Here is a 24,434-nt window from a genome sequence, read left to right on the forward strand (position 1 = left end):
TCCGCCCCCCGAGGGGGTGGCGCCACGGGGTGACGACCCCGGGCGCCGCCCCCTCCGGGCGGCTCCCGCCGCCCCCGACCCGGGTTCATGAGCGCTCATCGAAGGACCTTTCCATGCTCGTATACACCGCGCGTCGCCTCGCCGTGGCGATCCCCGTACTTCTGGCGGCGTCGGTCCTCGTCTTCCTCATGGTGGACCTGAGCGGGGACCCCCTCGCCGAACTCCGCCTGCAACAGCCGCCCCCGTCCCCCGAGGCGATCGCCGACGCCGAGGCCCGCTACTACCTCGACCGGTCGATCCCGGAACGGTACTGGCTGTGGATGACCGGGATCGGCGGCAACGGGGACATCGGCCTGCTCCAGGGGCAGTTCGGCCCCTCCGTCCGGGGTGTGGCGTTCGATATCGGCACCCAGCTGTCGTCGAGCATCTACGTCACCATCCGCCTCGTGACCGCCGCGGTCATCGCGGCCCTGGGCCTGGCGGTCCTCTCCGGCGTGGTCAGCGCCATGCGCCAGTACTCCAAGCTCGACTACACCCTGACCTTCATCGGCTTCCTCGCCCTGGCCATGCCGACCTTCTGGCTGGGCGCGCTGATCAAGGAGGGCGGCCTGTGGTTCAACCAGACCACGGGCACCGGCTTCTTCTACACCATCGGGGCGAACTCGGCCCGGGTGAGCAACATGACGGGCTGGGAGTACTTCCTCGACTCCGCCGGCCACCTCGTGCTCCCCACCATCACCCTGATGCTCACCAGCTTCGCGTCCTGGAGCCGCTACCAGCGCACCTCGATGCTGGAGGTGCTCAACAGCGACTACGTCCGGCTGGCGCGGGCCAAGGGCGTGCCCAACCGGGTGGTGGTGCGCCGGCACGCGCTGCGCACCGCGCTCATCCCCCTGGTCACGGTGGCCACCATCGGCATCGTCGCCATCATCGAGGGCGTCGTCATCACCGAGACGATCTTCCAGTGGCGCGGCCTCGGCTACTTCTTCATCGAGGCGGTCAAGGCCCAGGACGCCTTCGCCATCATGTCCTGGCTGATGCTGAGCGGAACGCTCGTGGTGATCGCCAACCTCGTCGCCGACATCCTGTACGGCGTTCTCGACCCGAGGATCCGCTATGAGTGAAATGCAGAGCCGCATCGCGATGGACGACGGCTCCTCGGACGGCCCCGCGGCACCGGTGAACAGGGGAGGGGACCTCACCCAGGTCCAGCTCATCTGGCGCCGCTTCCGCCGGCACCGGGCGGCCATGGCCAGCCTGGTGCTCCTGGGGCTGATCGTCGCCTTCGCCTTCCTCGGGCCGCTCGTCTGGCAGTGGGGCCACACGGTCGACTCGAACATCCCCAGCAACGCGGGGCCGAGCCTGGAGCACCCCTTCGGCACCACCAAGCAGGGCAACGACGTGTTCGCGCAGACCATGCGCGGCGCCCAGCAGTCCCTCAAGGTCGCCCTGACCGTCGCCGTGGTCTCCACCGTGGTCGGCGCCACCTGGGGGGCGGTCGCCGGGTACTACCGCGGGCGCACCGACGCGATCATGATGCGGATCGCCGACATCTTCCTCATCATCCCGCTCATCGTCGCGGTCGCCTCCATCAACGGCGCGGTCCGCGGCGGCACCACCTGGTACGCGGTGGCCCTCATCATGTGCCTGTTCTCGTGGGCGACCGTCGCCCGCGTCGTCCGCGGCGTCGTGCTCTCGCTGCGCGAACAGGAGTTCATCGAGGCCGCCCGCGCGGCCGGGGCCCGGGCGACCCGGATCATCTTCCGGCACCTGCTGCCCAACGCCGCGGGGCCGATCATCGTCGCCGCCACGCTGCTGATCGCGGTCGCGGTGCTGACGGAGGCGGGACTGTCCTTCATCGGGTTCGGCATCCAGCCGCCCGACATCTCCCTGGGGAAGATGGTGGAGGGCGCGCGCACCGCCGCCTTCACCCGGCCCTGGCTGTTCTACCCGCCCGGTGTGCTGATCGTCCTCATCTGCCTGACGATCAACTTCATCGGTGACGGCCTGCGGGACGCCCTCGACCCACGACAGACGATGGTGCGGCGATGACCACGACGGACAATTTCAACGACGGCGCCACCGCGACCGTCGACACGGACATCGTCCTGGACGTCCAGGACCTCAGCGTCACCTTCTCCTCCGAGGACGGCCCCCTGAAGGCCGTGCGCGGGGTGTCCTACCGGGTGCGCCGGGGCGAGGCCCTGGGCATCGTCGGCGAGTCCGGCTCGGGCAAGTCGGTGACCTCCATGGCGATCATGGGCCTGCTGCCCAAGTCGGCCTCCGTGTCCGGATCGGCCCGGGTGCTCGGGCAGGAGGTCATCGGCCTCAACGACGCCCAGATCAGCAAGGTGCGCGGCGACAAGATCGCCATGATCTTCCAGGACCCGCTGACCTCGCTGAACCCGGTGTATACGATCGGCTACCAGATCGCCGAGGCGGTGCTCACCCACCGCAAGGTCACCAAGCAGGAGGCCCGCAAGCGGGCGGTCGACCTGCTCGACAAGGTGGGCATCCCCCACCCCGACCGGCGCGTCGACCAGTACCCGCACGAACTCTCCGGCGGTATGCGCCAGCGGGTCGTCATCGCCATCGCGATGGCCAACGACCCCGACGTGATCATCGCCGACGAGCCCACCACCGCCCTGGACGTGACCGTCCAGGCGCAGGTGCTGGAGGCCCTGGAGGCGGCGCGCAAGGAGACCGGGGCGGCCCTGGTGCTCATCACCCACGACCTCGGCGTGGTCGCCGGGCACGTGGACCGGGTCGCCGTGATGTACGCGGGCCGCCTGGTGGAGACCGGGTCCGTCGAGGACGTCTTCTACCGGCCCCGGATGCCCTACGCGCTGGGCCTGCTGGGATCGCTGCCGCGCATGGACGAGGCGCGCCACGAGCGGCTCACCCCCATCCTGGGGACGCCGCCGTCGCTGCTCGACCTCCCCGCCGGCTGCGGGTTCGCCCCGCGCTGCCCGATGGCCCAGGAGGTCTGCCACACGAGCGAGCCCGCGCTGGAGGCCGCCGTGGACGGGGAGGACGACGACCCGTTCCGCCGCCACTCGGCGGCCTGCCACTTCAGCGAACGGCTCGTGGACGCCCGTCCCGAGGACCTGTTCCGGACCACCGCGCTGGACGCGGAGGCGCCGGCGGAGCTCGCCGAGGCCGAGGACACCGGGGCCGCAGCCGAGCGCCGCCAGGAGGAGGCGGAGGCGGAGCCCGGCGAGGTGCTGCTGTCCGCGATCGACCTGGTCAAGAACTTCCCGATCCGCTCCAAGGGCATCCTGCGGCGCAAGATCGGCGAGGTCCAGGCGGTCTCGGGGATCTCCCTGGAGCTGCGCGAGCACGAGACCCTCGCGCTCGTCGGCGAGTCGGGCTGCGGCAAGTCCACCACGGCGCGCCTGCTGCTCCAGCTCATCCGGCAGACGTCGGGCGAGGTCACCTACATGGGGCAGCCGCTCCACTCGCTCAGCGACTCCCAGATGCGGCCGCTGCGCCGCGACCTCCAGCTGGTGTTCCAGGACCCGTTCGCGTCCCTGGACCCGCGTATGACGGTCTCGGACATCGTCGCCGAGCCCATGCAGATCCACGGGCGGGGCAAGGGCGCCAAGAAGCGGGTCAAGGAGCTGCTGGAGCTGGTCGGGCTCAACCCCGAGCACGGCTCCCGCTACCCGCACGAGTTCTCCGGCGGCCAGCGCCAGCGCATCGGCATCGCCCGCGCGCTGTCGCTCAACCCGAAGGTGCTCATCCTGGACGAGCCCGTGTCGGCGCTGGACGTGTCGATCCAGGCCGGGGTGATCAACCTCCTGGAGGACCTCCAGGACGAACTGGGCCTGTCCTACCTGTTCGTTTCGCACGACCTGTCGGTGGTCCGGCACATCGCCGACCGCGTGGCCGTGATGTACCTGGGCAAGATCGTGGAGACCGGGACGACGGAGGAGCTGTTCGACGCCCCGGCGCACCCGTACACCCAGGCCCTCATCTCGGCGATCCCGCTGCCGGACCCGGTCAAGGAGCGGACCCGGGAGCGGATCGTGGTCACCGGCGACGTGCCCAGCCCGGCCGACCCGCCCTCCGGGTGCCGGTTCCGGACGCGCTGCCCGAAGTTCGCCGGGGAGCTGACCGACGAGCAGCGGAACCTGTGCGTGGAGGAGCCCCCGGAGCTGCTCGACCGGGGGACCGGGCACCGCGACGCCTGCCACTACTCCCAGGTGGTGGAGCTGATCTGACCCCGGTCCGCCGTCCCCGGGGCCGTTCGGGCCGGGAGCGGCGGACGGGGGGGTCCGCGGTGGCGGCGGGAGGACGTCCTCCCGCCGCCACCGCGCCGTTTCCGGTACCGGGTCCCACCCTGTCCGCAAGCGGACTCGGATCGAATGTAAGAAGGGTCGATGTCCGCTTCGGCCTGCGAAAGTACCTAAAAGGTGATTCGCTCTCACGGCGTGTGCGCGTGGCGACCGGTGGTGAGGTTCGGTTAGGTTCGTGGTCTCCCATCCGAACCCCTTGGAGACCCATGAGAGCCCCGACCCCCACGGCGAAGCCGCGCTCCCGGTGGGCCGCCGCGGCGGCGGCGTCCCTGCTGCCGCTCACCCTCTTCGCCGCCCCGGCCCACGCCGAGCCCGCGGCCGACCCCGCGGCCGACCTGCGCGCGGACCTGGACGCGATCCTGGCCGACCCGTCGGTGGCCGACGCCGGCGTCGTCGTCCTCGACCCCGCCACGGGCGAGGAGCTGTACTCCCGGGACGCGGACACCCCCTACGTGCCCGCCTCCAACATGAAGCTGTTCACGGCCGCCGCCGCGCTGGAGGTCCTGGGCCCGGACCGCACCTTCGGCACCGAGGTCGTCGTCCCCGCCGGATACGGGCGCCCGCGCGCGGTCGAGGACGTGTACCTGGTCGGCGGCGGCGACCCCACCCTCTCGGCCGCCGACATCGACGCGCTCGCCGCCGACGTCGCCGCCTCCGGGGTCAGGGTCGTCAAGGGCGACGTGGTCGCCGACGACGGCTGGTTCGACGACGAGCGCCTCGTCGACGACTGGTGGCCCGAGGACGAGCCCTACGCCTACTCCGCGCAGATCTCCGCGCTCACCGTCGCCCACGGGGACCGGTTCGACACCGGCGTCACCGAGGTGACCGTCACCGCGGGCACCGAGGGCGCGGCGCCCGAGGTGGACCTGGGCGCGGCCGAGGGCTACATGGAGCTGGACAACCGGGCCGTGACCGGCGCCCCCGGCACCGGCAACACCCTGGCCGTGGACCGGCCGGTGGGCACCAACACCATCGTGGTGAGCGGCTCCCTCCCGCAGGACGGCGCCCCCGTCGCCGTGCTGCGCACGGTGGACGAGCCCGCGGCCCTGGCCGGGCACCTGTTCGAGCAGGCGCTGGAGGAGCACGGCGTCACGGTGCGCGGCGGGACCGAGCAGGGCGCGGTCCCCGCGGACCTGGACACCCGGGTGGTGGCCGACCACACCTCGGCCGAGCTGTCCGAGATCCTGGTGCCGTTCATGAAGCTCAGCAACAACGGCCACGCCGAGATGCTGATCAAGTCCATCGGTCAGGAGACCGCTGGCGAGGGCACCTGGGCGGCCGGCCGCGCCGGCGCCACCGAGGCCCTGGCCGGGCTGGGAGTGGACACCGGGGGCCTGGTCCTGCACGACGGCTCCGGCCTCTCCCGGACCGACCGCGTGACGGCCTCCGCGGTCACCGGGCTGCTGACCGCGGTCCGCGGCGCGGACTGGTACCCCGCGTGGTCGGAGTCGCTCCCCGTCGCCGGTATCGACGACCCCTTCGTCGGCGGCACCCTGCGCGCCCGCATGGCGGGCACCGCCGCCGAGGGCGTGGTCTCGGCTAAGACCGGCACGATGAGCGGCGTCAGCGGCCTCTCCGGGTTCGTCCCCGGTGCCGACGGCGGCGAGGGCCTGGTCTTCTCCGTCATCAACAACGGGCACACCGGCCCGGCCCCCACCGCGGTCCAGGACGCCGTCGCGGTCCGCTTGGCCGAGTACCTGGGACACGAGGGCGCGCTGCGGACGCAGGGCGCCCGGGTCCCGGAGAGCGCGCCGGCCGCGGAGAGCGGCGAGCTGGAGTGCTCGTGGGAACTGACCTGCTGACCCCCGGGTAGCGGGGCGGGCCGGGGTTCGTGGGGAGCCCCGGCCCGACGCATGTCCGGGGACGGCCGCGGAGCGGCCGTCCCCGGGGTTTTCCACAGGCTGGGGACGGTGGTGCCGCCCGCCCCCCGGACCTGGCAGGCTGAAGGCGGAAATCGTGCGGGCGGGGCCGCCGCGGCCCCGCGCACCACCCCCCGCCGACCGACGCCCGCGTCCGAGACCGGCACCTGCCCGAAAGCGAGTCCCCGACCGTGAACCTCGCCATGGTCTACGTGGGGGAGGGGATCCTCCAACTCTTCTCCCTGATGTCCTTCGTCCTGCTGATGCTCGGCCTCGGCCTGCTGGTCAGCCGGATGATGGGCGTCCCCTTCAGCGTCCCCCGGCTGCTGCTGGCCGGGCTGGTCGGCCTGGTCCTGGGGTCGGCCGCGGGGGCACTGCTCCACTACGGCTCCGTGGAGCGGCTGGCGGCCGAGGCGCCCCTCACCTCCCCGGGGCCGGAGTACGTGTTCGTGGTGATGGTGATGTCCGCCGTCGTGACGATGCTCGCCTTCGTCGGGCTGGAGCTGGCCGTCCCGCGCGGCACCCGGCCGCGCCCGCTCCAGGCGGTCCGGGCGGTGCTCGACTGGTCCGGCCGGGTGCGCCGCTACCGCCAGATCACCTGGATCCTGGCCCGGCGCGGGCTGTGGGGCTATGTCACGGGCCGCCGCGAGGACGGCGACGACAGCTCCACCCAGCGGCGGCTGGCCCGGTCGCTGGCCCGCTCCATGGAGGAGGCCGGGGTGGTGTTCGTCAAGCTCGGGCAGGTGCTGGCCACCCGCCGCGACCTGCTGCCGCCCGTGTTCGTCGAGGAGCTGGGGCGCCTGCACAGCGAGGTCGCCCCCATCCCGGCGGACCGGCTCCGGGAGGCGGTCGAGCGCGGGCTCGGCCGCCCCGTGGACGAGGTGTTCGCCGAGTTCTCCCACGAGCCGCTGGCCGCGGCGTCCATCGCCCAGGCGCACACCGCCCGCCTGCTGGACGGGGAGGAGGTGGTGGTCAAGGTGCAGCGCCCGGGGATCGCCCCGGTGGTCCAGCGCGACCTGGACATCATCCGGCGGCTGGCCGCGCGCTTCGACGAGTACACCGACTGGGGCCCGGCCATCGGCGTCACGGACCTGGCGGAGGGGTTCGCCGAGGCGCTGCGCGAGGAGCTGGACTTCGAGGTGGAGGCGGCCAACATCGCCGCCGTCGCCGAGGCCGCCCCGGACTCGCGGGTCCGCATCCCCAAGGTGTACGACGCCTACACCGGCAGGCGGATCCTGGTCATGGAGCGGCTGCACGGCGTCTCCGTGGGCTCCGTCGACCCCGCCGACGTCCCTGGGGAGGAGATCGCCCGCGCCCTGCTGGACTGCCTGCTGGAGCAGGTGATGGTCAGCGGCATCTTCCATGCCGACCCCCACCCCGGCAACATCCTGCTGCTCGACGGCGGCGGCGTGGGCCTGCTCGACTACGGATCGGTGGGGAGGCTGGACGGCCAGACCCGGGAGTCGCTGCGGCTCATGATGGTGGCGCTGGACCGGCGCGACGCCGTGCTGCTCACCGACACCCTGCTGGACGTGGTCACCGACCCCGAGGGGGTGGACGGGGAGCGCCTGCGCCGGGCCCTGGGGCAGTTCATGGCCCGCCACCTCCAGGGCGGGATGACCGCGAGCATGCGGATGTTCACCGAGCTGCTGCTCATCGTCACCCGGTTCGGGCTCACCCTCCCGTCCGAGCTGGCGGCGGTCTTTCGGGCCCTGGCCACCCTGGAGGGCACCCTGGTGCACCTGTCTCCGGGGTTCGACACGGTCGCCCAGGCCAAGCGGTTCGCCGGGGAGCGCGTGTCGGAGCGGCTGCGCGGGGAGGCGCTGCGCGACCTGGCGACGGACGAGATCGTCGCGCTGCTGCCCACGCTGCGGCGGCTGCCGCGCAGGCTGGACCGGATCACCGACCAGCTGCACAAGGGCCGGTTCACCGTGCAGGTGCGCCCCTTCGCCCACCCGGAGGACCGCAGGCTCCTGGGCGGGCTGGCCCGGCAGGCGATCCTCACCGTGCTGGCGGTGGCCACCGGGCTGATGTCGGTGGGGCTGTTCAACGTCACCGACGGGCCCCACGTGGCCTGGGCGGAGATGACCGTCCGCGCCCAGATCCTCAACGGGGCGGCCTGGCTGCTGCTGGCGGTGGCCGGCCTGCTGGTGCTGCGGCTGCTGGTGGGCGTGGCCCGGGACGGTGCCCGCCACCGACCATGACCGGGCCGCCGGCCCGGGATCCCGCCGTCCCGGCGGCCGGGAACGGGTCCGCTGCGCCGGCCACCCCGGTCCGGGTCCTCCCCGCGCCGGGCTCCCCCGGTGCCGGTGACCGCCGTCCGGGGTTTCGGTCGCCCCGGTTCGGCCGGTCCGGGGTCCGCGGGTCCGGTGGGCGGCCCGGGGTCCGCTGTCCGCCGGTCCGGTCCCCTCCCCGGGGCGCCGCTGGTTCTCGCCGCCCCGGTTCCGCCGGTCCGGGTTCCCGGCGTCGCGGCGGCCCGGGGCCGCACCGCCGCGACGCGGCCGGGGCGGCGGCGTCCTCGACGCGCGGCGTCACCGCGCCCGTCCTCCGGCCGTGCCGCCGCCGGGCGCGCCCAACGGCGGCGCCGGAGCTACCAGGCGCGGCGGCCGAGGAAGGCGAGCAGGCGGGTCTGCTCGTCGGCGTCCGCCGGCGGGGTGAGCTCGGCCCCGCACACCCCCGAGGAGCGCAGCGAGTCCCCGAAGGAGTCGGCGGCTCCGCGGGCCCAGCGCACGTCGTCGGGGTCGATGCGCTCGTCCAGCCCCGCGGCGCGGGCCAGGTCCCAGCGGTGCACGACCAGGTCGAAGTTGACGAAGCGGTCCACCGCCGCGGCGAACGTGGTGCGGCCGAAGTACCCGTCGAACCCGGTTTCCGCGCGGCCGGGGTCGGTCAGGTCGGCCAGGACCACGGCCCGCGCGGCGTCCCAGGAGGCGGCCGGGTCCGCGGCGGCGGAGGGGACGTCGCCGAGTTCACGGCCGACCAGCCCCAGGAACATGCCCTGGGTGTCCACGACGTGCCCGACCAGGTCCAGGGCGGTCCACCCCTCACAGGGGGAGGGTGCCCCCCAGCGCTCTTGCGGAACCCGCTTCACCAGGTCGGCGAAGGCCTCGGACAGGCGGGCGTAGCGTGCGGCGGTCTCGTTCACGGTGTTCTCCTTCTCGCGGTCGGCACCGATCCTGCCCCGCCGGCGCCGCCCCGTCTTGAAGGAACGCGACACCGGGGGAGAGTGTCGGTGCCCCGGGGCACACTGGTGGTATGGACGTGCGACCCGTCGAAGAGGACGCGCGCGGGATCGTCGACCCGGACCGCGGCCTCACCCGGTTCCGGCTGGAGCGCGCGGCCCCCGGGCCCGCGCTCGCCCGCTTCGTGGACCGTTACTGGACCGCTTCGTGGGACCTGAGGGAGCCCTACACCCAGCCGGTGCTCGCCCACCCGGTGGTGAACCTCGTGTTCACCGGGGGCACCGCCACCCTGCACGGGCCCGCCACGCGGGTCGGGCGGCGGCGCCTCGCCGGCCGCGGCCGGGCACTGGGGGTGATGTTCCGGCCCGCGGGCTTTCGGCCCTTCTCCGACCGGCCGCTGAGCGACCTGGTCGACACCGGCCTGCCGGTGGGCGAGGTCCTGCCGGGCGGCGCCGGGCTGGAGCGCGAGGCCGCCCGCCTCGACCCCGCGGACCCGTCGTCGGCGGTCCCGCTGACGGCCCTGGTGGAGGGGTTCCTGGCCGGCCTGGCACCGGGGGGCCGCCACCCGGCCGAGGACACCCGCGACATCGCCGAGCGGATCGCCGCGGACCCCTCGGTCACCGGTGTCGCCGGGCTCGCGGAGCGCGAGGGCCTCGGGGTGCGCGGGCTCCAGCGGCGGTTCTCCGACCACCTGGGCCTGGGGCCCAAGACGGTCATCCGCCGGTACCGCTTCTACGAGGCGGCCGAGCGCGCCCGGCTGGGGGAGCGGCCGGACTGGGGGCGGCTGGCCGCGGACCTGGGATTCAGCGACCAGTCCCACCTGACCCGGGAGTTCACCGCGGTCATCGGGGTCCCGCCGGGCCGCTACGCCGCGGGGACAAGAGCCGCACGATGACCCGGTGCACCTCCTCGACACCGGGGGGCGGGTCCTCCACGCAGCCGCGCAGGAACAGCCCGTCGACGGCGGCGGCCGCCGCCGCCCGGTCGTCCGGGTCCGCCAGGTGCGGGGTGAGGAAGGCGTCCACGGCGCGTCTCCAGCGCTCGGTCTCCACCCGCAGAGCCGGGCGGCGGGCCGCCATCAGGAACAGCTCGAACTCGGCCGCCAGGTGCTCCCGGCCCGGCGCGGCGACGAGTTCGGCCAGCTCGCGCGGTGCCGTCAGCGGGTCCCGTACCAGTGCCTCCAGGGCGGCGACGTAGAAGTCGTTGACCCCGGTGAGCGCGGCCAGCAGCAGGTCGTCGACCGAGGCGTAGTGGTACATGACGGCGCTGGGCGGCACTCCCGCCTCCGCCGCCACCCGGCGCTGGCTGACCGCGGCCGCGCCCTCGACGGCGATGACCCGCAGCACGGCGTCCACGAGCAGCCGCCGGCGCCGTGCGCCCTTGAGCCGGCGCCCGTCGGTGGCCGGGACCCGCGGCCCGCCCCGACCGGCCGCGGCCGGTTCCGCCTTCCCGGGCCCCCGCCCGCCCGCCGCGTTCAATGCCTCCCGCCCATCTCCAGGGCCATCACCCCGCCGATGATGAGGGCGATCCCCCCGATCTGGATCCAGGTGAGCGACTCGGAGAAGAGCACGACCCCGATGACCGCCACCAGGGCGATTCCGGCCGCGGCCCACACCCCGTAGGCGACCCCCAGGTCCATGCCCCGGGTGAGCGCCCGGCTCAGCATGAAGAAGGCCGCGATGTACCCGACGGCGACCACGACCGAGGGGAGCGGGCGGGTGAAGCCCTCGGAGAGCTTGAGGGACGTCGTGGCGACCACCTCCGAGACGATCGCCCCCGCCAACCACAGCCACGGCATGCTGCCTCCCTGGAAAACCGAGCGAATGCTCAGGATTCTAGGCGCCGTGCACCCCGGTGTACAGGGCGGTTTACGGATGGCCCTAATCTCGTATCGGACGGCTTCAGTCGGGTGCCCCCAGGGTGTACCGTCGTCGGTTCGGGTCCCTCATCCCCTTCCGGATAACCGTCCCGTACCGATGTGTGGGATTTCAGAACCTTTTCCGCACATGAGCGTCTTAGGTGACGTAGGAACATGGCGTTCGAGGTGAAACATGGAGGTCCAGACGTGACGGGCAGGACCCACCCGTCGGCGATCAGCCGATTCGGCATCGGTCTGGCGGCGCTCGCACTCGCGGCAACCGCCTGCACTTCCGGTGGCGCCGAGACGCAGAGCAACAGCACGGACCCGGCCGCCGACGCCGAACCCGCGACCCTGGCCATCGCCCCCGAGGACGGTGCCGGAACGGTCGTCCCCAATACCCCCATCACGGTGACCGCGGAGAACGGCACGATCTCCGACGTGAAGGTCGACCAGGTGGTGCCGGACGAGGCGGCGGCCGAGGGCGAGGGGGACCCCTCCGAGCTCTACGACATGACCGGCACCCTCAACGGCGAAGGCACCGAGTGGACCAGTGACTGGAACCTGCGCCCCGGCTCCGAGGTGACCGTCACGGCCACCGCGGAGAACGAGGCCGGCGAGACCACCGAGCTGGTCCGCGAGTTCACCACCGAGGCGGCCGTCCCCGGACAGCGCCTGGAGCTGGACCCCTACGGCACGTACCCGGAGAACGGCCAGACCGTCGGCGTGGGCATGCCGATCGTCCTGGCCTTCGACCTGCCGGTCACCAACAAGGCCCAGGTCGAGAACTCCATCAAGATCGTCTCCGAGCAGGGCGTCGCCGGGTCCTGGCGCTGGATCGACGACAAGCGCGTCGCGTTCCGCCCGCAGGACTACTGGGAGCCGTACCAGCAGGTCTCGGTCGAGGCGCGCCTGGCCGGGGTCGAGGCCTCCGAGGGCGTCTACGGTGTCAGCAACACCAAGATCGACTTCGAGGTCGGCCGCGAACTGATCGTCACCATGAACGTGCCCGACCACGAGGCGGTCGTGACGGTCGACGGCGAGCACGAGCGCACCTTCCCGGTGAGCAACGGCAAGGCCAGCCGGAACTTCGACACCACCAGCAGCGGCACCCACGTGCTGATGGAGCGCTACACCCACCTGACCATGGACTCCAGCACCGTGGGCATCCCCGAGGGCAGCCCGGGCTCCTACAAGGTCGACGTCCAGTACGCGGTGCGGACCTCCTCCAGCGGCGAGTTCTTCCACGAGGCGTCCTACAACGGCAACATCGGCAGCGCGAACACCTCCAACGGGTGCACGAACATGCGGATGGACGACGCCCAGTGGTTCTTCGACAACACCCTCATGGGCGACGTCGTGGACACCAGCGGGACCGGGCGCGTCAAGGAGTGGAACAACGGCTGGGGCTTCTGGCAGCTGGACTGGGAAGAGTGGCAGACCGAGAGCGTGACGGGCGAGCCCTACGTCACCGACGGCGCCAACCCGCCCGGCTCCGTGCACGGCGAGCAGTAGCCGCCGCACCCCTCCCACACGACGACGCCCGGGGCGCCGGGACCGCGAGGTCCCGGCGCCCCGGGCGTTCTCCGCCTGTCGCCGACGGCCCGCCCCGGACACCCGGAGCGGGCCGTCGGCCCTGCCGTCCCGGGGTCACTCCCACCCCGGAACGGCTCACTCCCCGCGGGCCAGCGCGGCCACGAGCGCGTCGATGACCGTGTCCGTCACCTGTGCCATGTCCACGGCCCCGGGGTCCAGCAGCCACTGCACCTGGAGGCCGTCCATGACGGCGATGACGGCCGCCGCGGCGGCCCCGGCCGGCGAGTGCCCCCCGGGGCCGGGGGCCCCGGCGGCCCCCCGTTGCTCGGGGCCGAGCCGGTCCAGGATCGCGTCCTCGACCTCGCGGCGCAGCACCGTGTAGCGGTCCCGGAACCAGCCCTGTGCGGGGTGGCCCTCGGTGGCGCTCTCGGCGGACAGCACCGCGTACAGCCGGGTGGTGCCGGGGCGCTCGGAGTTGCGCTCGGCGGTGGTCACCAGGTGGTCCAGCATGGGACCGCCCTCGGGCGCGGGCTCGGTGTCGTCGCGCAGTTCCAGCACCGCGGTCAGCAGGTCCGTCTTGGAGCCGAAATGGTGCAGGACGCCCGCGGGGGTGATGTCGAGCATCGCCGCGATGTCGGCCAGCGAGGTGTTGTGGAACCCCTGGGTGGCGAACACGTCGGCGGCCGTGCGCAGGATCTGCTCCCGCCGGTTGACCCGCCGCCGCGTCTGCGGGGCCGCGCTCTCGGTTCTCCGCGTGTCGGGCGCGGGGGGCGTCTCGCTCATTCCTGTTCTCCACTCCTCATACCCGGGCCGGGCGTCCGCGGCCGGGGCGGGGCCGCGCCGTCCACGTTAGCGACAACTTTTCAACCCCTCTTGCTTAATGAATATTAAGTAACTAATCTTCCCCTACGCGAGACCCAGATCACAGCTTCGGGGCCGCACCGCCTCCACCGCCCCGCATTCCGCGACCCACCCGTGGCGCACACCGCCCCGCCCCCCGCGCGCCGACCACCCTCCACTCCTGCACGGTCTTCTCCGAGGAGACAGCATGAAAGTCCCCCTCCACAGCCCCGGCCCGGTCGGTCCGACCGGCCGCGGGCCCGCACTGCCGGGACCGTCCCGGCGCGGTCTGCTCCGGGCGGGGCTGGCGGCGTCGGCCGTCGGCTCCGTGGCGGCCCTCGGCGGATGCGCCGCCACGGTCGGCCCGGTCGGCGAACGCCCCCTGGTCCCGCCCAAGGCCCCGGACGAGAACGTCACGCTCACCTACTGGACCTGGTGGCCGGCGCTCCAGGCGGTCGCCGACATCTGGAACGCGGAGCACCCCGACATCCAGGTCCGCGCCGTCACCATCCCCGGCGGCCTGGACGGCGGGTACGCGAAGATGTTCAACTCCCTGGTCGCCGGGAACCAGCCGGATCTGGCCCAGGTCGAGTTCTTCCAGATCCCCTCGTTCCTGGTGGAGAACGGGCTGGAGGACCTGGGCCGCTACGGTGCCCTGGACCACGCCCACCTCTACGACGAGTGGCAGTGGCTCCAGGCCGCCCACATCGGCGGCCACTACGGGATCCCGGTGGACTCCGGTCCGCTCATGTACTTCCACCGCTCCGACAAGTACGAGGAGTGGGGGATCGGCGAGGCCCCCACCACCTGGGAGGAGTACGCCGACGCCGCCCGGCGGGTGGCCGCCGACACCGGCGGCTCCGAGCACATCGAGTCCTTCCCCGTCGGGGACGCCGACTGGCTGGCGGGCCTGTGCATGCAGGCCGGAGCGCGGTGGTTCACCACCGAGGGCGGCGAGTGGACGGTGGACTTCGTCGACGAGGCCTCCGTGCGCGTGGCCGAGTTCTGGGAGCCGCTCGTGCACGAGCGGGCCCTGGACCTCACGCACGCCGTGTGGTCCAACGGCTGGTTCCAGGCGCTCCAGCGCGGCACCATCGGCACCTGGACCGTGGGCAGCTGGGGCGACGCCATCATCCGCGGCAACGACCCCGACAACCCGGGCCGCTGGAAGGTCGCCGGACTGCCCCAGTGGCCGGGCGAGCCCCGCCGCGAGGGCACCTGGGGAGGGTCGGCCTCCGTGGTCCTGAGCGGCGCCCCCCACCCGCACGAGGCGGTGCTGTTCGCCCACTGGCTCAGCACCGACCAGCGCGCCGTCGACGCCATGATCACCGAGTGCGGCATCGGCTGGGCGGCCTCGGAGCAGGTCAACGAGGACTCGGTGCGCAACCGGGGCGCCGACCCCTTCTTCTCCGACCAGAACTACACCGGCATCATCGCCGACGCCACGCGGCACATCCCCTCCGAATGGGTGTGGGGACCCACCCTGTCCAGGACCAAGAACCACATCGGCGACGCCTTCCGGGCCGCCGTGGCCGACGGCACCTCCTTCGTGGACGCCCTGGCCGCCGCCCAGAGGAACACCATCGAGGACATCCGCCACAAGGGGCTGTCGGTCAGGAGCGCCTCATGACCACGACCGCGCCCGGTACGCCCCCCGCGGGCAGGGCCGCCGCACCCGCCGCGGCCCGGCGCCCCGCCGCCCTCCGCACCCGGAAGCTGATCCCCTGGGCCTTCCTCGCGCCTTTTCTGGGCCTGTTCGTGCTCTGCTTCGTCCTGCCGATCCTCTACGCCGTCCACCAGAGCTTCCTCCAGGTCCGCCGGCACGGCCTGTTCGGCGAGGAGGGCCGGGAGACGGTCTTCGTCGGGTTCGACAACTACGCGCGCGCCCTGGGCCAGGACACCTTCATCGACTCCATCGTCCGGGTCCTGCTGTTCGGCGTCGTCCAGGTACCGGTCATGCTCGGCTTCGCGCTCGTCCTCGCCCTACTGCTGGAGTCGGCGTCCGCCCTGTGGCCCGGGTTCTTCCGCGCCCTGTACTTCATGCCCTACGGCGTCCCGGGCGTGGTCGCCTCCCTGCTCTGGGGCTACCTGTACACGCCGGGCCTGTCCCCGATCATCGACGTCGCCGGGCTGGTCGGCCTCGAACCCGACCTGCTCGGACCCGACACCGTCCTGTGGTCGATCGCCAACATCATCACGTGGCTGTTCATCGGCTACAACATGCTGATCCTCATCGCGCAGCTCAAGACCATCCCGGCGGAGCTGTACGAGTCGGCGCGCATCGACGGCGCCGGACCCCTCCAGATCGCCTGGCGGGTGCAGATCCCGCTGATCCGCCCGGCCCTGGTGCTCACATCGATCTTCTCGATCATCGGCACCCTCCAGCTGTTCGCCGAGCCGCAGATCATCTCGAAGTTCACGGTCGCCATCGACTCGGCGTACACGCCCAACATGGCGGCCTACACCTCAGCCTTCACCGGCAACGACTACAACGTGGCCGCCGCCCAGTCCGTCATCGTGGCGCTGACCGCGTTCGTGCTCTCGTTCGGATTCCTCTGGCTGGTCGACAGGAAGGACCGTCGGCGATGACCACGACCGGCACCACGCAGACCCCGGCCCGCCGCGCGGGCGGGGGCAGGGGCCCCGCCACCGGCGCGCCCCTCGCCTCCAAGGTCCTCGTCACCGGCGTCCTGGCGCTGTTCGCGGCCTACTTCGTCATCCCGGTGCTGTGGGTCTTCATCGCCTCGACCAAGACCACACCGGACCTGTTCGACTCGTTCGGGTTCTGGTTCGGCGGCGAGTTCGCGCTGTGGGAGAACATCCGCGGCGTGTTCGCCGTCAACGGCGGCATCTACTGGCGGTGGCTGTTCAACAGCCTCCTGTACTCGGTGGTCGGCGCCCTGCTGGCGACCCTCCTGGCGGCCGCCGCCGGGTACGCGCTGGCCAAGTACGAGTTCAGGGGCCGCGACCTGGTGTTCGGCCTGGTGCTGGGCGGTGTCCTGGTGCCCGCCGCGGCCACGGCGCTGCCGCTGTACCTGCTGTTCAGCCAGATCGGCCTGGCCAACACCTACCTCGCGGTCCTGCTGCCCAGCCTGATCTCCCCGTTCGGCCTGTACCTGTGCCGGATCTACGCCGACGCGTCGGTGCCCGACTCCATCGTGGAGGCGGCCCGGCTGGAGGGCGCGGGAGAGGGACGGATCTTCTTCACCCTGGGGCTGCGGATGATGGCCCCGGCGCTGGTGACGGTGTTCCTGTTCCAGATGGTCGGCATCTGGAACAACTACTTCCTGCCGCTGGTGATGCTCGCCGACGAGGAGCTGTACCCCATCACCCTGGGCCTGGTGACCTGGCAGTCCTACCAGGGGCGCGACATCGGGATGTACATGAACGTCGTCACCGGCTCCACGCTGTCGGTCATCCCGCTGATCATCGCGATCGTCGTCCTCCAGCGCTTCTGGCGCGGCGGCATGACGGCCGGGGCGCTCAAGGGCTGAGCCCGCCGGGCGGGGCCCCGGTCGCACCGGGGTCCCGCCCGGGGCGGCCACCACCACGGCGCCCGGAAGCGCCCGCGGGGGCGGAGACACCACCTCCGCGGGCTCCGTGGCAGGGGGAGGCGGCGTGACGGGAGGGACACCGGGCGCGCCCCGGGGGCGGGGGTGGCGAACGCAGGGAGGGCGCCGTCCGCGGCCCCGCGGCCGCCCGTGCGGGTCAGACGTGGGAGGCGCACTCCGGGGCCGCGCAGGACGGCCCCCCGGCCGCGTCCGCAGGGACGGGCGCGCCCCGGCGCGCGACCGCGTCGGCGGGGGCGCGGTGCACCGGCTCCCCGGCGTCCGGGCCGCCGCCCCCCTGGGCGGCCGTGTCCGGGCAGGCCGTCTCGGCGCAGGACAGCAGGACCAGCCGCATCGATTCGGGCCCCTCCACCTCGACGGTCACCGACCCCGGCGCGACGGCGGGTACGGTGGGCGCGTCCGCGGGCAGCGCCCGGGTACAGCCGGGATCGGCACAGGACACGAGGGTGAACGGGACGCCCCGCTCCGCCGAGGTCACCTCGAACGAGCCGTCGTCGGCGGCGGTCACGTCCAGCACACCCGTCCCGTCCGTCTCCTTCTCCCCGCACGAGTCCGTCACCGGGCACACCCGCAGGTACAGGGTCGAGCCGTCCTCGGCCGGGCCGGCCCGCCAGTAGGCGTCGACCGCGTGGTCCCCGACCCGGGCGGCGGTGCGCGCGTCCCCGTCAGGGGCGGCCAGGTCCACCTCGAAGCGGTGCTCGGACCCGTCCGCGGCCTCGATGTGCACCGTCGTCCTGCCGTCCCCGGCCTGTTCCGCGGGGCCCGCCGCGCTCCAGGCGGTGCCGGACACCACGATCGTCCCCAGCAGCAGCGCCACCGGGACCGGGGCGGCGACCGAGGGCCGGGCCCCGGTGTGCCCGGGGACGTCGACCGCGGAGCGCAGCCCGCCGAGCAGCGTCCACAGCCCGCACGGGGTGAGCGCGGTGGCCAGCACCCGGTGCGGCGGGCGGCCGGTCACCACGGCGACCGGTACCGCCAGCAGCAGGGCGGGCAGCAGCGGGAGGAGAACGCCCGCCGTCACGGCGAGGACCCACGGGGCGGGGGAGAGGAGCACGGCCGCCGCGACGGGGGCCGCCAGGACCCCCGCCCAGAGCAGGACGGCCGGGGCGGCGCGCAGCGCGCGGCGGCGGACGGCGTCCGGGTCCGCGCGGCGGCCCGCCAGGGCGGCGGCACCCACCAGCAGGGCGGCGGCGAGCGCGACGGGGGCGCCCAGCGCCAGCGCGGCCAGTGCGAGGACGGGGAGCACCGGCGACACGGGGGAGCCCGTGGCCGCCCCCGCCGACAGCGCGGCGCAGGCCGCGGCGGCGGCGAGTCCGCCGGGCAGGAGCGGCGGCACCGCGGCGCGGACGAGATCGCCCGGCACGGCCGACGGTCGCGGGCGACCGTTCCCGGTGCGACCGTCCATGGCGTTCCCCTCACTCGTGACCCGAAGGCAGATTACACACGCCCTCCGTGACCACGACAGCGCCCGAGGTCACACGGGTCCGGCCGGGCGGCGCGCCCGTGCCGACGGTTCCGGGGGCCGGGCGCGCCGCCCGGCCCCGGCGGGGTCACCAGGCCCGGACACCGCCGATGGGGGCGGGCAGGCGCTCGTTGAGCCAGGTCCAGGTGCCGTCGTTCTCGGTGAAGCGGCGCTGCACCCTCGACACGTCGGTCAGCGGGTTGGCGAAGACCTCGCGCCAGTTCCCCGCGGTCCGCTCCTCCAGGTAGAGGCTGCGGGCGTCGGTGCGCAGGCGTACCGCCTGCACCGTGTGGGAGGAGCCGTCGCTCAGCTGAATACGGTAATAGGCCATCGGAATTCCCCGATTGTGATTCGTCCTCGCCGAAAAGGAAGGACGGTGCTTCCCGGGAACGGCGCGTCGGCCGCCGTCTCGGTGATCGGTCTCCCGGGATCGGCGGGGCGTGCGCGCCGCACGCCCTACGGGCGGCGGCATGTGCCTGCCGGGGCCCGGGGCGTTCCGGGGAACGGGACCAGGGTGCCGGGGCACCGTGCTGTCCGCTTTTCGGACTCTACTCCTCCATGATCGGGTCCGTGGCCGGAAAACGGACAAGGTGGCGGTGAAATCCGCATGATCTCCGGGTGATCCTTTTCCCGATAACGGACTTAAGGGCGTATTGTTTCCGATCGGGATGAACGACCCCCGACCGCCGCGCGTCCAAGGGAGCGGAAGACCCCACCCGCCCGGCGCGGGCCCCGCCGAACCGAGGACATCCATGCACCACCCGCCGCCCGACCTCACGCCCCTGCGGTCGAACGACCCCCGAGCGATCCCGCCCTTCACCGTGCACGGAAGGCTCGGTGCCGGGGGCATGGGGGTGGTCTACGGCGCCACCGGCCCGGACGGCCGGTGGGCGGCGATCAAGGTCGTCCGCGACGAGTACGCCGGGGAACGGGAGTTCCGGGCCCGCTTCGCCGCCGAGATCGAGCTGATGCTCCGGGTGCGGGCGCTGTGCGTCGCCCCCGTCCTGGCCCACGACTCCCGCGCCGAGCACCCCTGGTACGCGACGGCCTACCTGCCCGGGCCCACCCTGGCGCGGCGGGTCCGTGTCGGCGGCCCGCTGCCCGCCGGACAGGCCCGGGTGGTGGCCGCGGGCATCGCCGAGGCGGTCGCCGCCATCCACGCCGCCGGCGTCGTCCACCGCGACCTCAAGCCCGCCAACGTCATCCTGGCCCCCGACGGCCCCAAGGTGCTGGACTTCGGGATCGCCCGCGCCGCGGACCTCACCTCGCACACCCGTACCGGCGGGCTGATCGGCTCGCCCGCCTGGATGAGCCCCGAGCGCTACCGGGGCGACAGCGGGCCCGAGGCCGACGTGTTCGCGTGGGGCGCGGTGGCCGCCTACACCGCCACCGGGCGCTCCCCGTTCGGCGAGGGCGGCGCGGAGACCCTGATGTACCGCATCCTCAACGAGGAGCCCGACCTGGGCGGGCTGCCGCCGGAGCTGGTCGACCCGGTGCGCCGCGCCCTGGCCAAGGACCCGGCGCTGCGCCCCCGCGCCGCCGACCTGGTGCACGCCGTCGCGGGAGCCCCCGAGGAGCAGGACGACACCACGATCGTCACCGGGCTCATCCGCGCCCACTGGGACCAGGGGGACACCGCGCCCGGCGGTCCGCCCACCGGTGCTCCGGGCGCTCCGCCCCCGCACCGCCCCGCGGGGTACGGCCCGCCGCACGCCCCGGGGGGACGGCCGCCCGGGGGAGCGGTCGGCGGCTGGCCGCCGCCGGCCGGACCACCGGCCCCCCGCCCCCGCCGCAAGCGCAGGGTGTGGCCCCTGGTCCTGGGCGCGGGGGTGCTCGCCGTGGTCCTCATCGGCGGGGCCGGCGCGACCGGGGCGGCGCTCGGCCTCATGGGGGAGGTGCCCGAGGGGGTGACCGAGGGGGAGTTCGACGACCTGGTCGGAGTGCCCCGTGCGGCGCCCTCCACACTGAGCGCGAGCATCACCGGCAGCGGGTCCACCTTCCTCGGCGGCGCCGCGCAGGCCTGGACCGAGGCGTACCGGGAGCGCCAGCCCCAGGTGGAGATCACCTACGAGCCCCTGGGCTCCGGTGCGGGGGTCCAGGAGTTCGTCGACGGGGAGACCGACTTCGGGTCCTCCGAGAACCCCCTGACGGAAGAGCAGGTGGCCGACGCCGAGGCCGTGCGCGGCTGCCCCGTGGTGCAGTTCCCCGTGGTGGCCGGCGCCGTGGCCGTGGTCCACAACCTGGGCGAGGACGCGGCCCCGGAGCTGAGCGTGAGCGACCTGGCGGCGATCTACCAGGGGGAGGTCACCTCCACCGCGGTGCTGGAGGGCGCCGGGGTCGGGACGCAGGACGTCGACCTCGTCCCGGTCCGCCACGAGGAGGAGGCCTCGACCGCGCAGGTGTTCGAGCGCTACCTGGAGACCGCTCCGGCCTGGTCGGGGTCCTGGGCGGAGTCCGTGCAGGCCGCCTCCGGCGACGAGGGTGTGGCCGCGGCCGTGTCCGGGACCCCCGGAGCGATCGGTTTCGTCAACGCCTCCTACGCACAGGAGAACGGGCTCCCGGTCGCGGGGCTGGTCGACGCGGAGGGGAACGTCGTCCAGCCGGACGAGGAGGGCACCCGCGCCGCCGCCGAGCAGATCGACCCGGCCGGGGACGACTTCTCCCTGGCCGGCCGGGTGACGGCCGGGGGCTATCCGATCATGCGGGTCAACCACGTGTTCGCCGCCGAGTGCGGTTACGAGGACGGGACCGGGGCCGCCCTGCGCGACTTCTGGGCCTACGCGGTCGGCGCCGAGGGGGAGGAGCTCATCGCCGGGACGGGGTACACCCCGCTGCCCGGGCCCGTCTCGGACGGAGTGGTGGAGCTGATCTCCCACGTGGCCTCCTCCTGACGCGGGCCGCGACGGCCGGAGGCCCCGGGAACCCCCTGCGCGGCCGGGGGCGTGCGGTCGTGCACGTCACCGGCCAGGCGGTCCGGGCCCGGGGTCAGGACCCGGCGGCCAGACGGGCGCGGGTCTCCATGAGGGCGAAGCCCAGCAGGTTGTGCCCGCGCCACAGCGCCGGGTTCTCGGCGTGCTCGTGCGAGGACGACATCCCGATGCCCCAGATCCGGTCCCGCGGACTGGCCTCCACCAGCACCCTGTTCCCCGTGCCGAGCAGGAAGTCCCGCAGGTCGCCGTGCTGCCCGAACTTGCCGACACCGCCCTCCACCACGATGTCGAACCGGGCCGCCTCCCACACCTGCGGGTCGAACCCGCGGACCCTGCGGCCCCACTCCTTGGCCTGGCTCGGGTGCGCGCAGGCCAGGATCCCCTCCAGTGCCTCGTCGTCGCCGAAGAGGCGCGCCTTGCCCGCCATCATGTAGTGCTCGGCCGTGCGGTAGAGGACCCCGTCGCAGGTGAAGCCGGCGGGCCACCACTGCGACAGGCAGCTCGCCGACACCTCACCGGAGGCGCTCGGCCGATGGCCCCAGAAGTGCAGGTACTTGACCCGGCCCCGGACCCGGAGCAGGTCGGCGACGGAGCGCGCGTTCACAGGTGAGTCCGACATGGGACGAGTGTCCCGGAGGGCGCCGACACTCCGCCAGGAGTTTTCGGCGCCCCCGGGGGACCGGCCCCGCGCCTCACTCGAACTGGAAGGAGCGCTTGGCCAGCCCGTGCCAGAACCCTTCCACGGCCGACTCCGACCGCCGGTGGCCGTCCAGGCCCGCGCCCAGGGCGACGAAGAGCGGGGCGAAGTGGTCGCTGCGCGGGTGGGCGATCGCGGCCGCCGGCGCCCTGTGCTCGAAGTCGAGCAGGGCGTCGACGTCGTGGTCGGCCACCGCGCGCCGCGTCCAGTCGTCGAACTCCACCGACCAGGCGGGTGCGGGGCCGTGCACGCTGCGGGACATCTCGCGCAGGTTGTGGGTGGTGAACCCGCTGCCGACGATGAGCACGCCCTCGTCGCGCAGCGGTGCCAGGCGCCGGCCCATGTCGAGCAGCTCGACCGGGTCCAGCGACGGCATGGACACCTGGAGCACCGGCACGTCGGCCTCCGGGTACATCTCCTTCAGCGGGACGTAGGCGCCGTGGTCGAGCCCGCGGACGGGGTCCTGGTGGACCGGGCCGCCGACCAGGCCGCGGACCTTCTCGGCGAGCGCGGGCGCTCCGGGAGCCGCGTAGGTGACGTCGTAGTAGCGTTGCGGGAAGCCCCAGAAGTCGTAGGTCAGGGGCACCCCGTCGGCGGTCGCGCCGAGGGTGAGGGGGGCGTCCTCCCAGTGCGCGGAGACCACCAGGACCGCGGTGGGGCGGGCGATGCGGCCGGACCAGTCGGCCAGCTGCCGGGTCCATTCGGCGTCGTCGGCGAGCAGGGGCGCCCCGTGGCTGAGGTAGAGGGTCGGCATGCGCGCCGCGGTCGTTTCCATGGCGTCCTCCGGTGAGGGTGGTGTCGGTCGACGGCATGAACAAGGTTGAGCGTTCAAGTATTCCGGGGGTGCGGCGGTGGCCGATGTCGTGTGGCTGGACGACGAGCAGCAGCGGACCTGGCGGACCTTCCTGGCGGCGGCCCACCTCCTCGACGCGGCCCTGGACCGCCAGCTGCGGCACGACTCCGGCCTTCCGCACGCCTACTACCAGACGCTGGCGCTGCTGTCCGAGGCCCCCGGCCGGTCGCTGACCATGACCGGGCTGGCCCGCCTGCTGCGCTCCTCGCCGAGCCGCCTGTCGCACGCCGCGGCGAAGCTGGAGGACGAGGGCCTCATCCGCCGCTTCCGCCGCCCCGGCGACCGGCGCACCACGATCGTGGAGCTCACCGACGAGGGGGTGCGGACCCTGGAGGACGCCGCCCCGGGCCACGTGGCCGAGGTCCGCCGGGTCCTGTTCGACGTGCTGCGGCCCGAGCAGGTCGGGCAGCTGCGCGCCATCGCCGAGGCCATGCTCGGTGCCCTGGACCCCGAGGGGGCCGAGCCCCGGTACACCGACCCGGGAGGCACCGGGAACCGGAACTGAGCCCTGTTCTGTTGTCGGCCCTGAACAGCGCGTATTCTCCGTGTGACGATCTGTTCGAACTGGCACTCTATGTGTTTGGACGACTGCGGGTTACCATCCGATTTGTCCGGTAAAGGCCGCCGTCTCAACGGTGCGACGCGGCCCTCCCGGGCGACCCGCTCACAGAACACGGAGTTCCCATGACCCCAGCACCGCGTCCGAGATCCCTCGTCCCCGCCGCCAGCGGGGACGTCGCCGCCCTCATCGCCCGGGTCGCCGTCGGCGTCGTCTTCGTCGCCCACGGCCTCCCCAAGGCGACCGACCTGGAGGGGACCACCCAGGGCTTCGCCTCCCTGGGCATCCCCTTCCCGGCCTTCTCCGCCCTCCTGGGGGCGGTCATCGAGGTCGGCGGCGGCCTGGCGCTCATCGTCGGGCTGGCCCTGCCGCTGGCGGGGCTCGCCCTCGCGTTCATGATGGCCAACGCCTACTACTTCGCCCACCTGGGCGACCCCCTGGTGGGCGGCTACGAGTTCCTCCTCGTCCTGGGCGCGACCTCGCTCGCCCTGGGCTTCACCGGAGGGCGCTACTCCATCGACAGCCTCATGCCCTGGGGCCGTCGCGGGCGATCCCGTGCCGCCGAGGCGGTCACCGCCTGACCGAAGGGTGACCGGGACACGCTCCCGGTGACCGGGCCGTCCGTGGCCGGAGACGGACGGCTCGGGATCGCGAACACCGCAGTGTTCCCACGGTGCACTCACGCACCAGGGGGAGCACTTTTCTCATTTCCGGGGTGTTCCCCTGTGGTATTCCGTTTCCCGTGTGGGATTCGGTTCCCCCGCGGGTACTGAATAGGAACATCTCGATTTCCG

The 24,434-nt window shown here is 73.4% G+C and carries 21 protein-coding genes; 13 read left to right on the top strand and 8 right to left on the bottom strand.

Annotated elements, in window-relative coordinates; genetic code table 11:
• Positions 1–113 precede the first annotated feature (113 nt).
• The 5 genes from BUE45_RS16640 (at position 114) to BUE45_RS16660 (ending at position 8,361) form a co-directional block, all read left to right on the top strand.
• Complete coding sequence (locus BUE45_RS16640) at positions 114–1,124, top strand: ABC transporter permease (protein ID WP_073380240.1); 1,011 nt, start codon at positions 114–116, stop codon at positions 1,122–1,124.
• Positions 1,125–1,143: 19 nt separating this feature from the next.
• Positions 1,144–2,052, top strand: coding sequence for an ABC transporter permease (locus BUE45_RS16645; protein WP_143173390.1), 909 nt, complete (start codon positions 1,144–1,146; stop codon positions 2,050–2,052).
• Positions 2,049–4,223 (top strand): ABC transporter ATP-binding protein, encoded by a 2,175-nt coding sequence (locus tag BUE45_RS16650; protein ID WP_073380242.1) that lies wholly within the window; start codon positions 2,049–2,051, stop codon positions 4,221–4,223. The genes BUE45_RS16645 and BUE45_RS16650 overlap by 4 nt, the downstream gene beginning before the upstream one ends.
• A 281-nt stretch (positions 4,224–4,504) precedes the next feature.
• Positions 4,505–6,100, top strand: coding sequence for a D-alanyl-D-alanine carboxypeptidase/D-alanyl-D-alanine endopeptidase (dacB, locus tag BUE45_RS16655; protein WP_073380243.1), 1,596 nt, complete (start codon positions 4,505–4,507; stop codon positions 6,098–6,100).
• 260 nt (positions 6,101–6,360) lie between these two features.
• Entirely contained in the window at positions 6,361–8,361 is a 2,001-nt protein-coding gene (locus BUE45_RS16660; RefSeq protein ID WP_073380293.1) for an ABC1 kinase family protein, read from the top strand.
• A 386-nt stretch (positions 8,362–8,747) separates the two neighbouring features.
• Here BUE45_RS16660 and BUE45_RS16665 read toward each other — a convergent pair whose 3' ends face one another.
• Positions 8,748–9,299: a TIGR03086 family metal-binding protein gene (locus BUE45_RS16665; RefSeq protein WP_073380294.1), complete on the bottom strand. Its 552-nt coding sequence runs from the start codon at positions 9,297–9,299 to the stop codon at positions 8,748–8,750.
• Positions 9,300–9,409: 110 nt separating this feature from the next.
• Here BUE45_RS16665 and BUE45_RS16670 point away from each other — a divergent pair, with 110 nt between their 5' ends.
• Positions 9,410–10,231 (top strand): helix-turn-helix domain-containing protein, encoded by an 822-nt coding sequence (locus BUE45_RS16670; RefSeq protein ID WP_073380244.1) that lies wholly within the window; start codon positions 9,410–9,412, stop codon positions 10,229–10,231.
• Here the strand turns inward: BUE45_RS16670 and BUE45_RS16675 are convergent.
• Together BUE45_RS16675 and BUE45_RS16680 are read right to left on the bottom strand one after the other, a co-directional pair.
• Entirely contained in the window at positions 10,179–10,814 is a 636-nt protein-coding gene (locus BUE45_RS16675; RefSeq protein WP_281256353.1) for a TetR/AcrR family transcriptional regulator, read from the bottom strand. The genes BUE45_RS16670 and BUE45_RS16675 overlap by 53 nt on opposite strands.
• Positions 10,811–11,134 carry a DMT family transporter gene (locus tag BUE45_RS16680; RefSeq protein WP_073380245.1) on the bottom strand — a complete coding sequence of 108 codons (324 nt, stop codon included), beginning with the start codon at positions 11,132–11,134 and terminating at the stop codon, positions 10,811–10,813. The genes BUE45_RS16675 and BUE45_RS16680 overlap by 4 nt, the downstream gene beginning before the upstream one ends.
• Before the next feature lie 267 nt (positions 11,135–11,401).
• On the opposite strand from BUE45_RS16680, the gene BUE45_RS16685 reads away from it, so the two are divergent.
• Positions 11,402–12,709 carry a L,D-transpeptidase gene (locus BUE45_RS16685; RefSeq protein WP_073380246.1) on the top strand — a complete coding sequence of 436 codons (1,308 nt, stop codon included), beginning with the start codon at positions 11,402–11,404 and terminating at the stop codon, positions 12,707–12,709.
• Positions 12,710–12,865: 156 nt separating this feature from the next.
• Here BUE45_RS16685 and BUE45_RS16690 read toward each other — a convergent pair whose 3' ends face one another.
• On the bottom strand, positions 12,866–13,513 hold the full coding sequence (locus tag BUE45_RS16690; RefSeq protein WP_073380247.1) for a TetR/AcrR family transcriptional regulator: 648 nt from the start codon (positions 13,511–13,513) through the stop codon (positions 12,866–12,868).
• 265 nt (positions 13,514–13,778) lie between these two features.
• Here BUE45_RS16690 and BUE45_RS16695 point away from each other — a divergent pair, with 265 nt between their 5' ends.
• Genes BUE45_RS16695 through BUE45_RS16705 form a run of 3 tightly spaced genes read left to right on the top strand, consistent with a single transcriptional unit; the run spans position 13,779 to position 17,064 of the window.
• Complete coding sequence (locus BUE45_RS16695) at positions 13,779–15,200, top strand: ABC transporter substrate-binding protein (protein ID WP_084737391.1); 1,422 nt, start codon at positions 13,779–13,781, stop codon at positions 15,198–15,200.
• Entirely contained in the window at positions 15,197–16,159 is a 963-nt protein-coding gene (locus BUE45_RS16700) for a carbohydrate ABC transporter permease (protein WP_073380248.1), read from the top strand. The genes BUE45_RS16695 and BUE45_RS16700 overlap by 4 nt, the downstream gene beginning before the upstream one ends.
• Positions 16,156–17,064 carry a carbohydrate ABC transporter permease gene (locus tag BUE45_RS16705; RefSeq protein WP_073380249.1) on the top strand — a complete coding sequence of 303 codons (909 nt, stop codon included), beginning with the start codon at positions 16,156–16,158 and terminating at the stop codon, positions 17,062–17,064. The genes BUE45_RS16700 and BUE45_RS16705 overlap by 4 nt, the downstream gene beginning before the upstream one ends.
• Before the next feature lie 214 nt (positions 17,065–17,278).
• Here the strand turns inward: BUE45_RS16705 and BUE45_RS16710 are convergent, their stop codons facing one another.
• Entirely contained in the window at positions 17,279–18,544 is a 1,266-nt protein-coding gene (locus BUE45_RS16710; RefSeq protein ID WP_143173385.1) for a hypothetical protein, read from the bottom strand.
• A gap of 145 nt (positions 18,545–18,689) precedes the next feature.
• Complete coding sequence (locus tag BUE45_RS16715) at positions 18,690–18,932, bottom strand: hypothetical protein (protein ID WP_073380251.1); 243 nt, start codon at positions 18,930–18,932, stop codon at positions 18,690–18,692.
• A 421-nt stretch (positions 18,933–19,353) separates the two neighbouring features.
• On the opposite strand from BUE45_RS16715, the gene BUE45_RS16720 reads away from it, so the two are divergent.
• On the top strand, positions 19,354–21,492 hold the full coding sequence (locus tag BUE45_RS16720) for a serine/threonine-protein kinase (RefSeq protein ID WP_073380252.1): 2,139 nt from the start codon (positions 19,354–19,356) through the stop codon (positions 21,490–21,492).
• 94 nt (positions 21,493–21,586) lie between these two features.
• Here BUE45_RS16720 and BUE45_RS16725 read toward each other — a convergent pair whose 3' ends face one another.
• Together BUE45_RS16725 and BUE45_RS16730 are read right to left on the bottom strand one after the other, a co-directional pair.
• Positions 21,587–22,150 (bottom strand): NADAR family protein, encoded by a 564-nt coding sequence (locus tag BUE45_RS16725; protein ID WP_073380253.1) that lies wholly within the window; start codon positions 22,148–22,150, stop codon positions 21,587–21,589.
• Between the two features lie 73 nt (positions 22,151–22,223).
• On the bottom strand, positions 22,224–23,003 hold the full coding sequence (locus BUE45_RS16730; RefSeq protein ID WP_073380254.1) for a dioxygenase family protein: 780 nt from the start codon (positions 23,001–23,003) through the stop codon (positions 22,224–22,226).
• Between the two features lie 76 nt (positions 23,004–23,079).
• Here BUE45_RS16730 and BUE45_RS16735 point away from each other — a divergent pair, with 76 nt between their 5' ends.
• A complete protein-coding gene (locus BUE45_RS16735; RefSeq protein ID WP_073380255.1) occupies positions 23,080–23,586 on the top strand; it encodes a MarR family winged helix-turn-helix transcriptional regulator in 507 nt (168 codons plus the stop codon).
• A gap of 179 nt (positions 23,587–23,765) precedes the next feature.
• Complete coding sequence (locus tag BUE45_RS16740) at positions 23,766–24,221, top strand: DoxX family protein (protein ID WP_073380256.1); 456 nt, start codon at positions 23,766–23,768, stop codon at positions 24,219–24,221.
• The last annotated feature ends 213 nt before the right edge of the window (positions 24,222–24,434 follow it).

The sequence above is a fragment of the Nocardiopsis flavescens genome (genome assembly GCF_900141985.1).
GTDB classification, from domain to species: domain Bacteria; phylum Actinomycetota; class Actinomycetes; order Streptosporangiales; family Streptosporangiaceae; genus Nocardiopsis; species Nocardiopsis flavescens.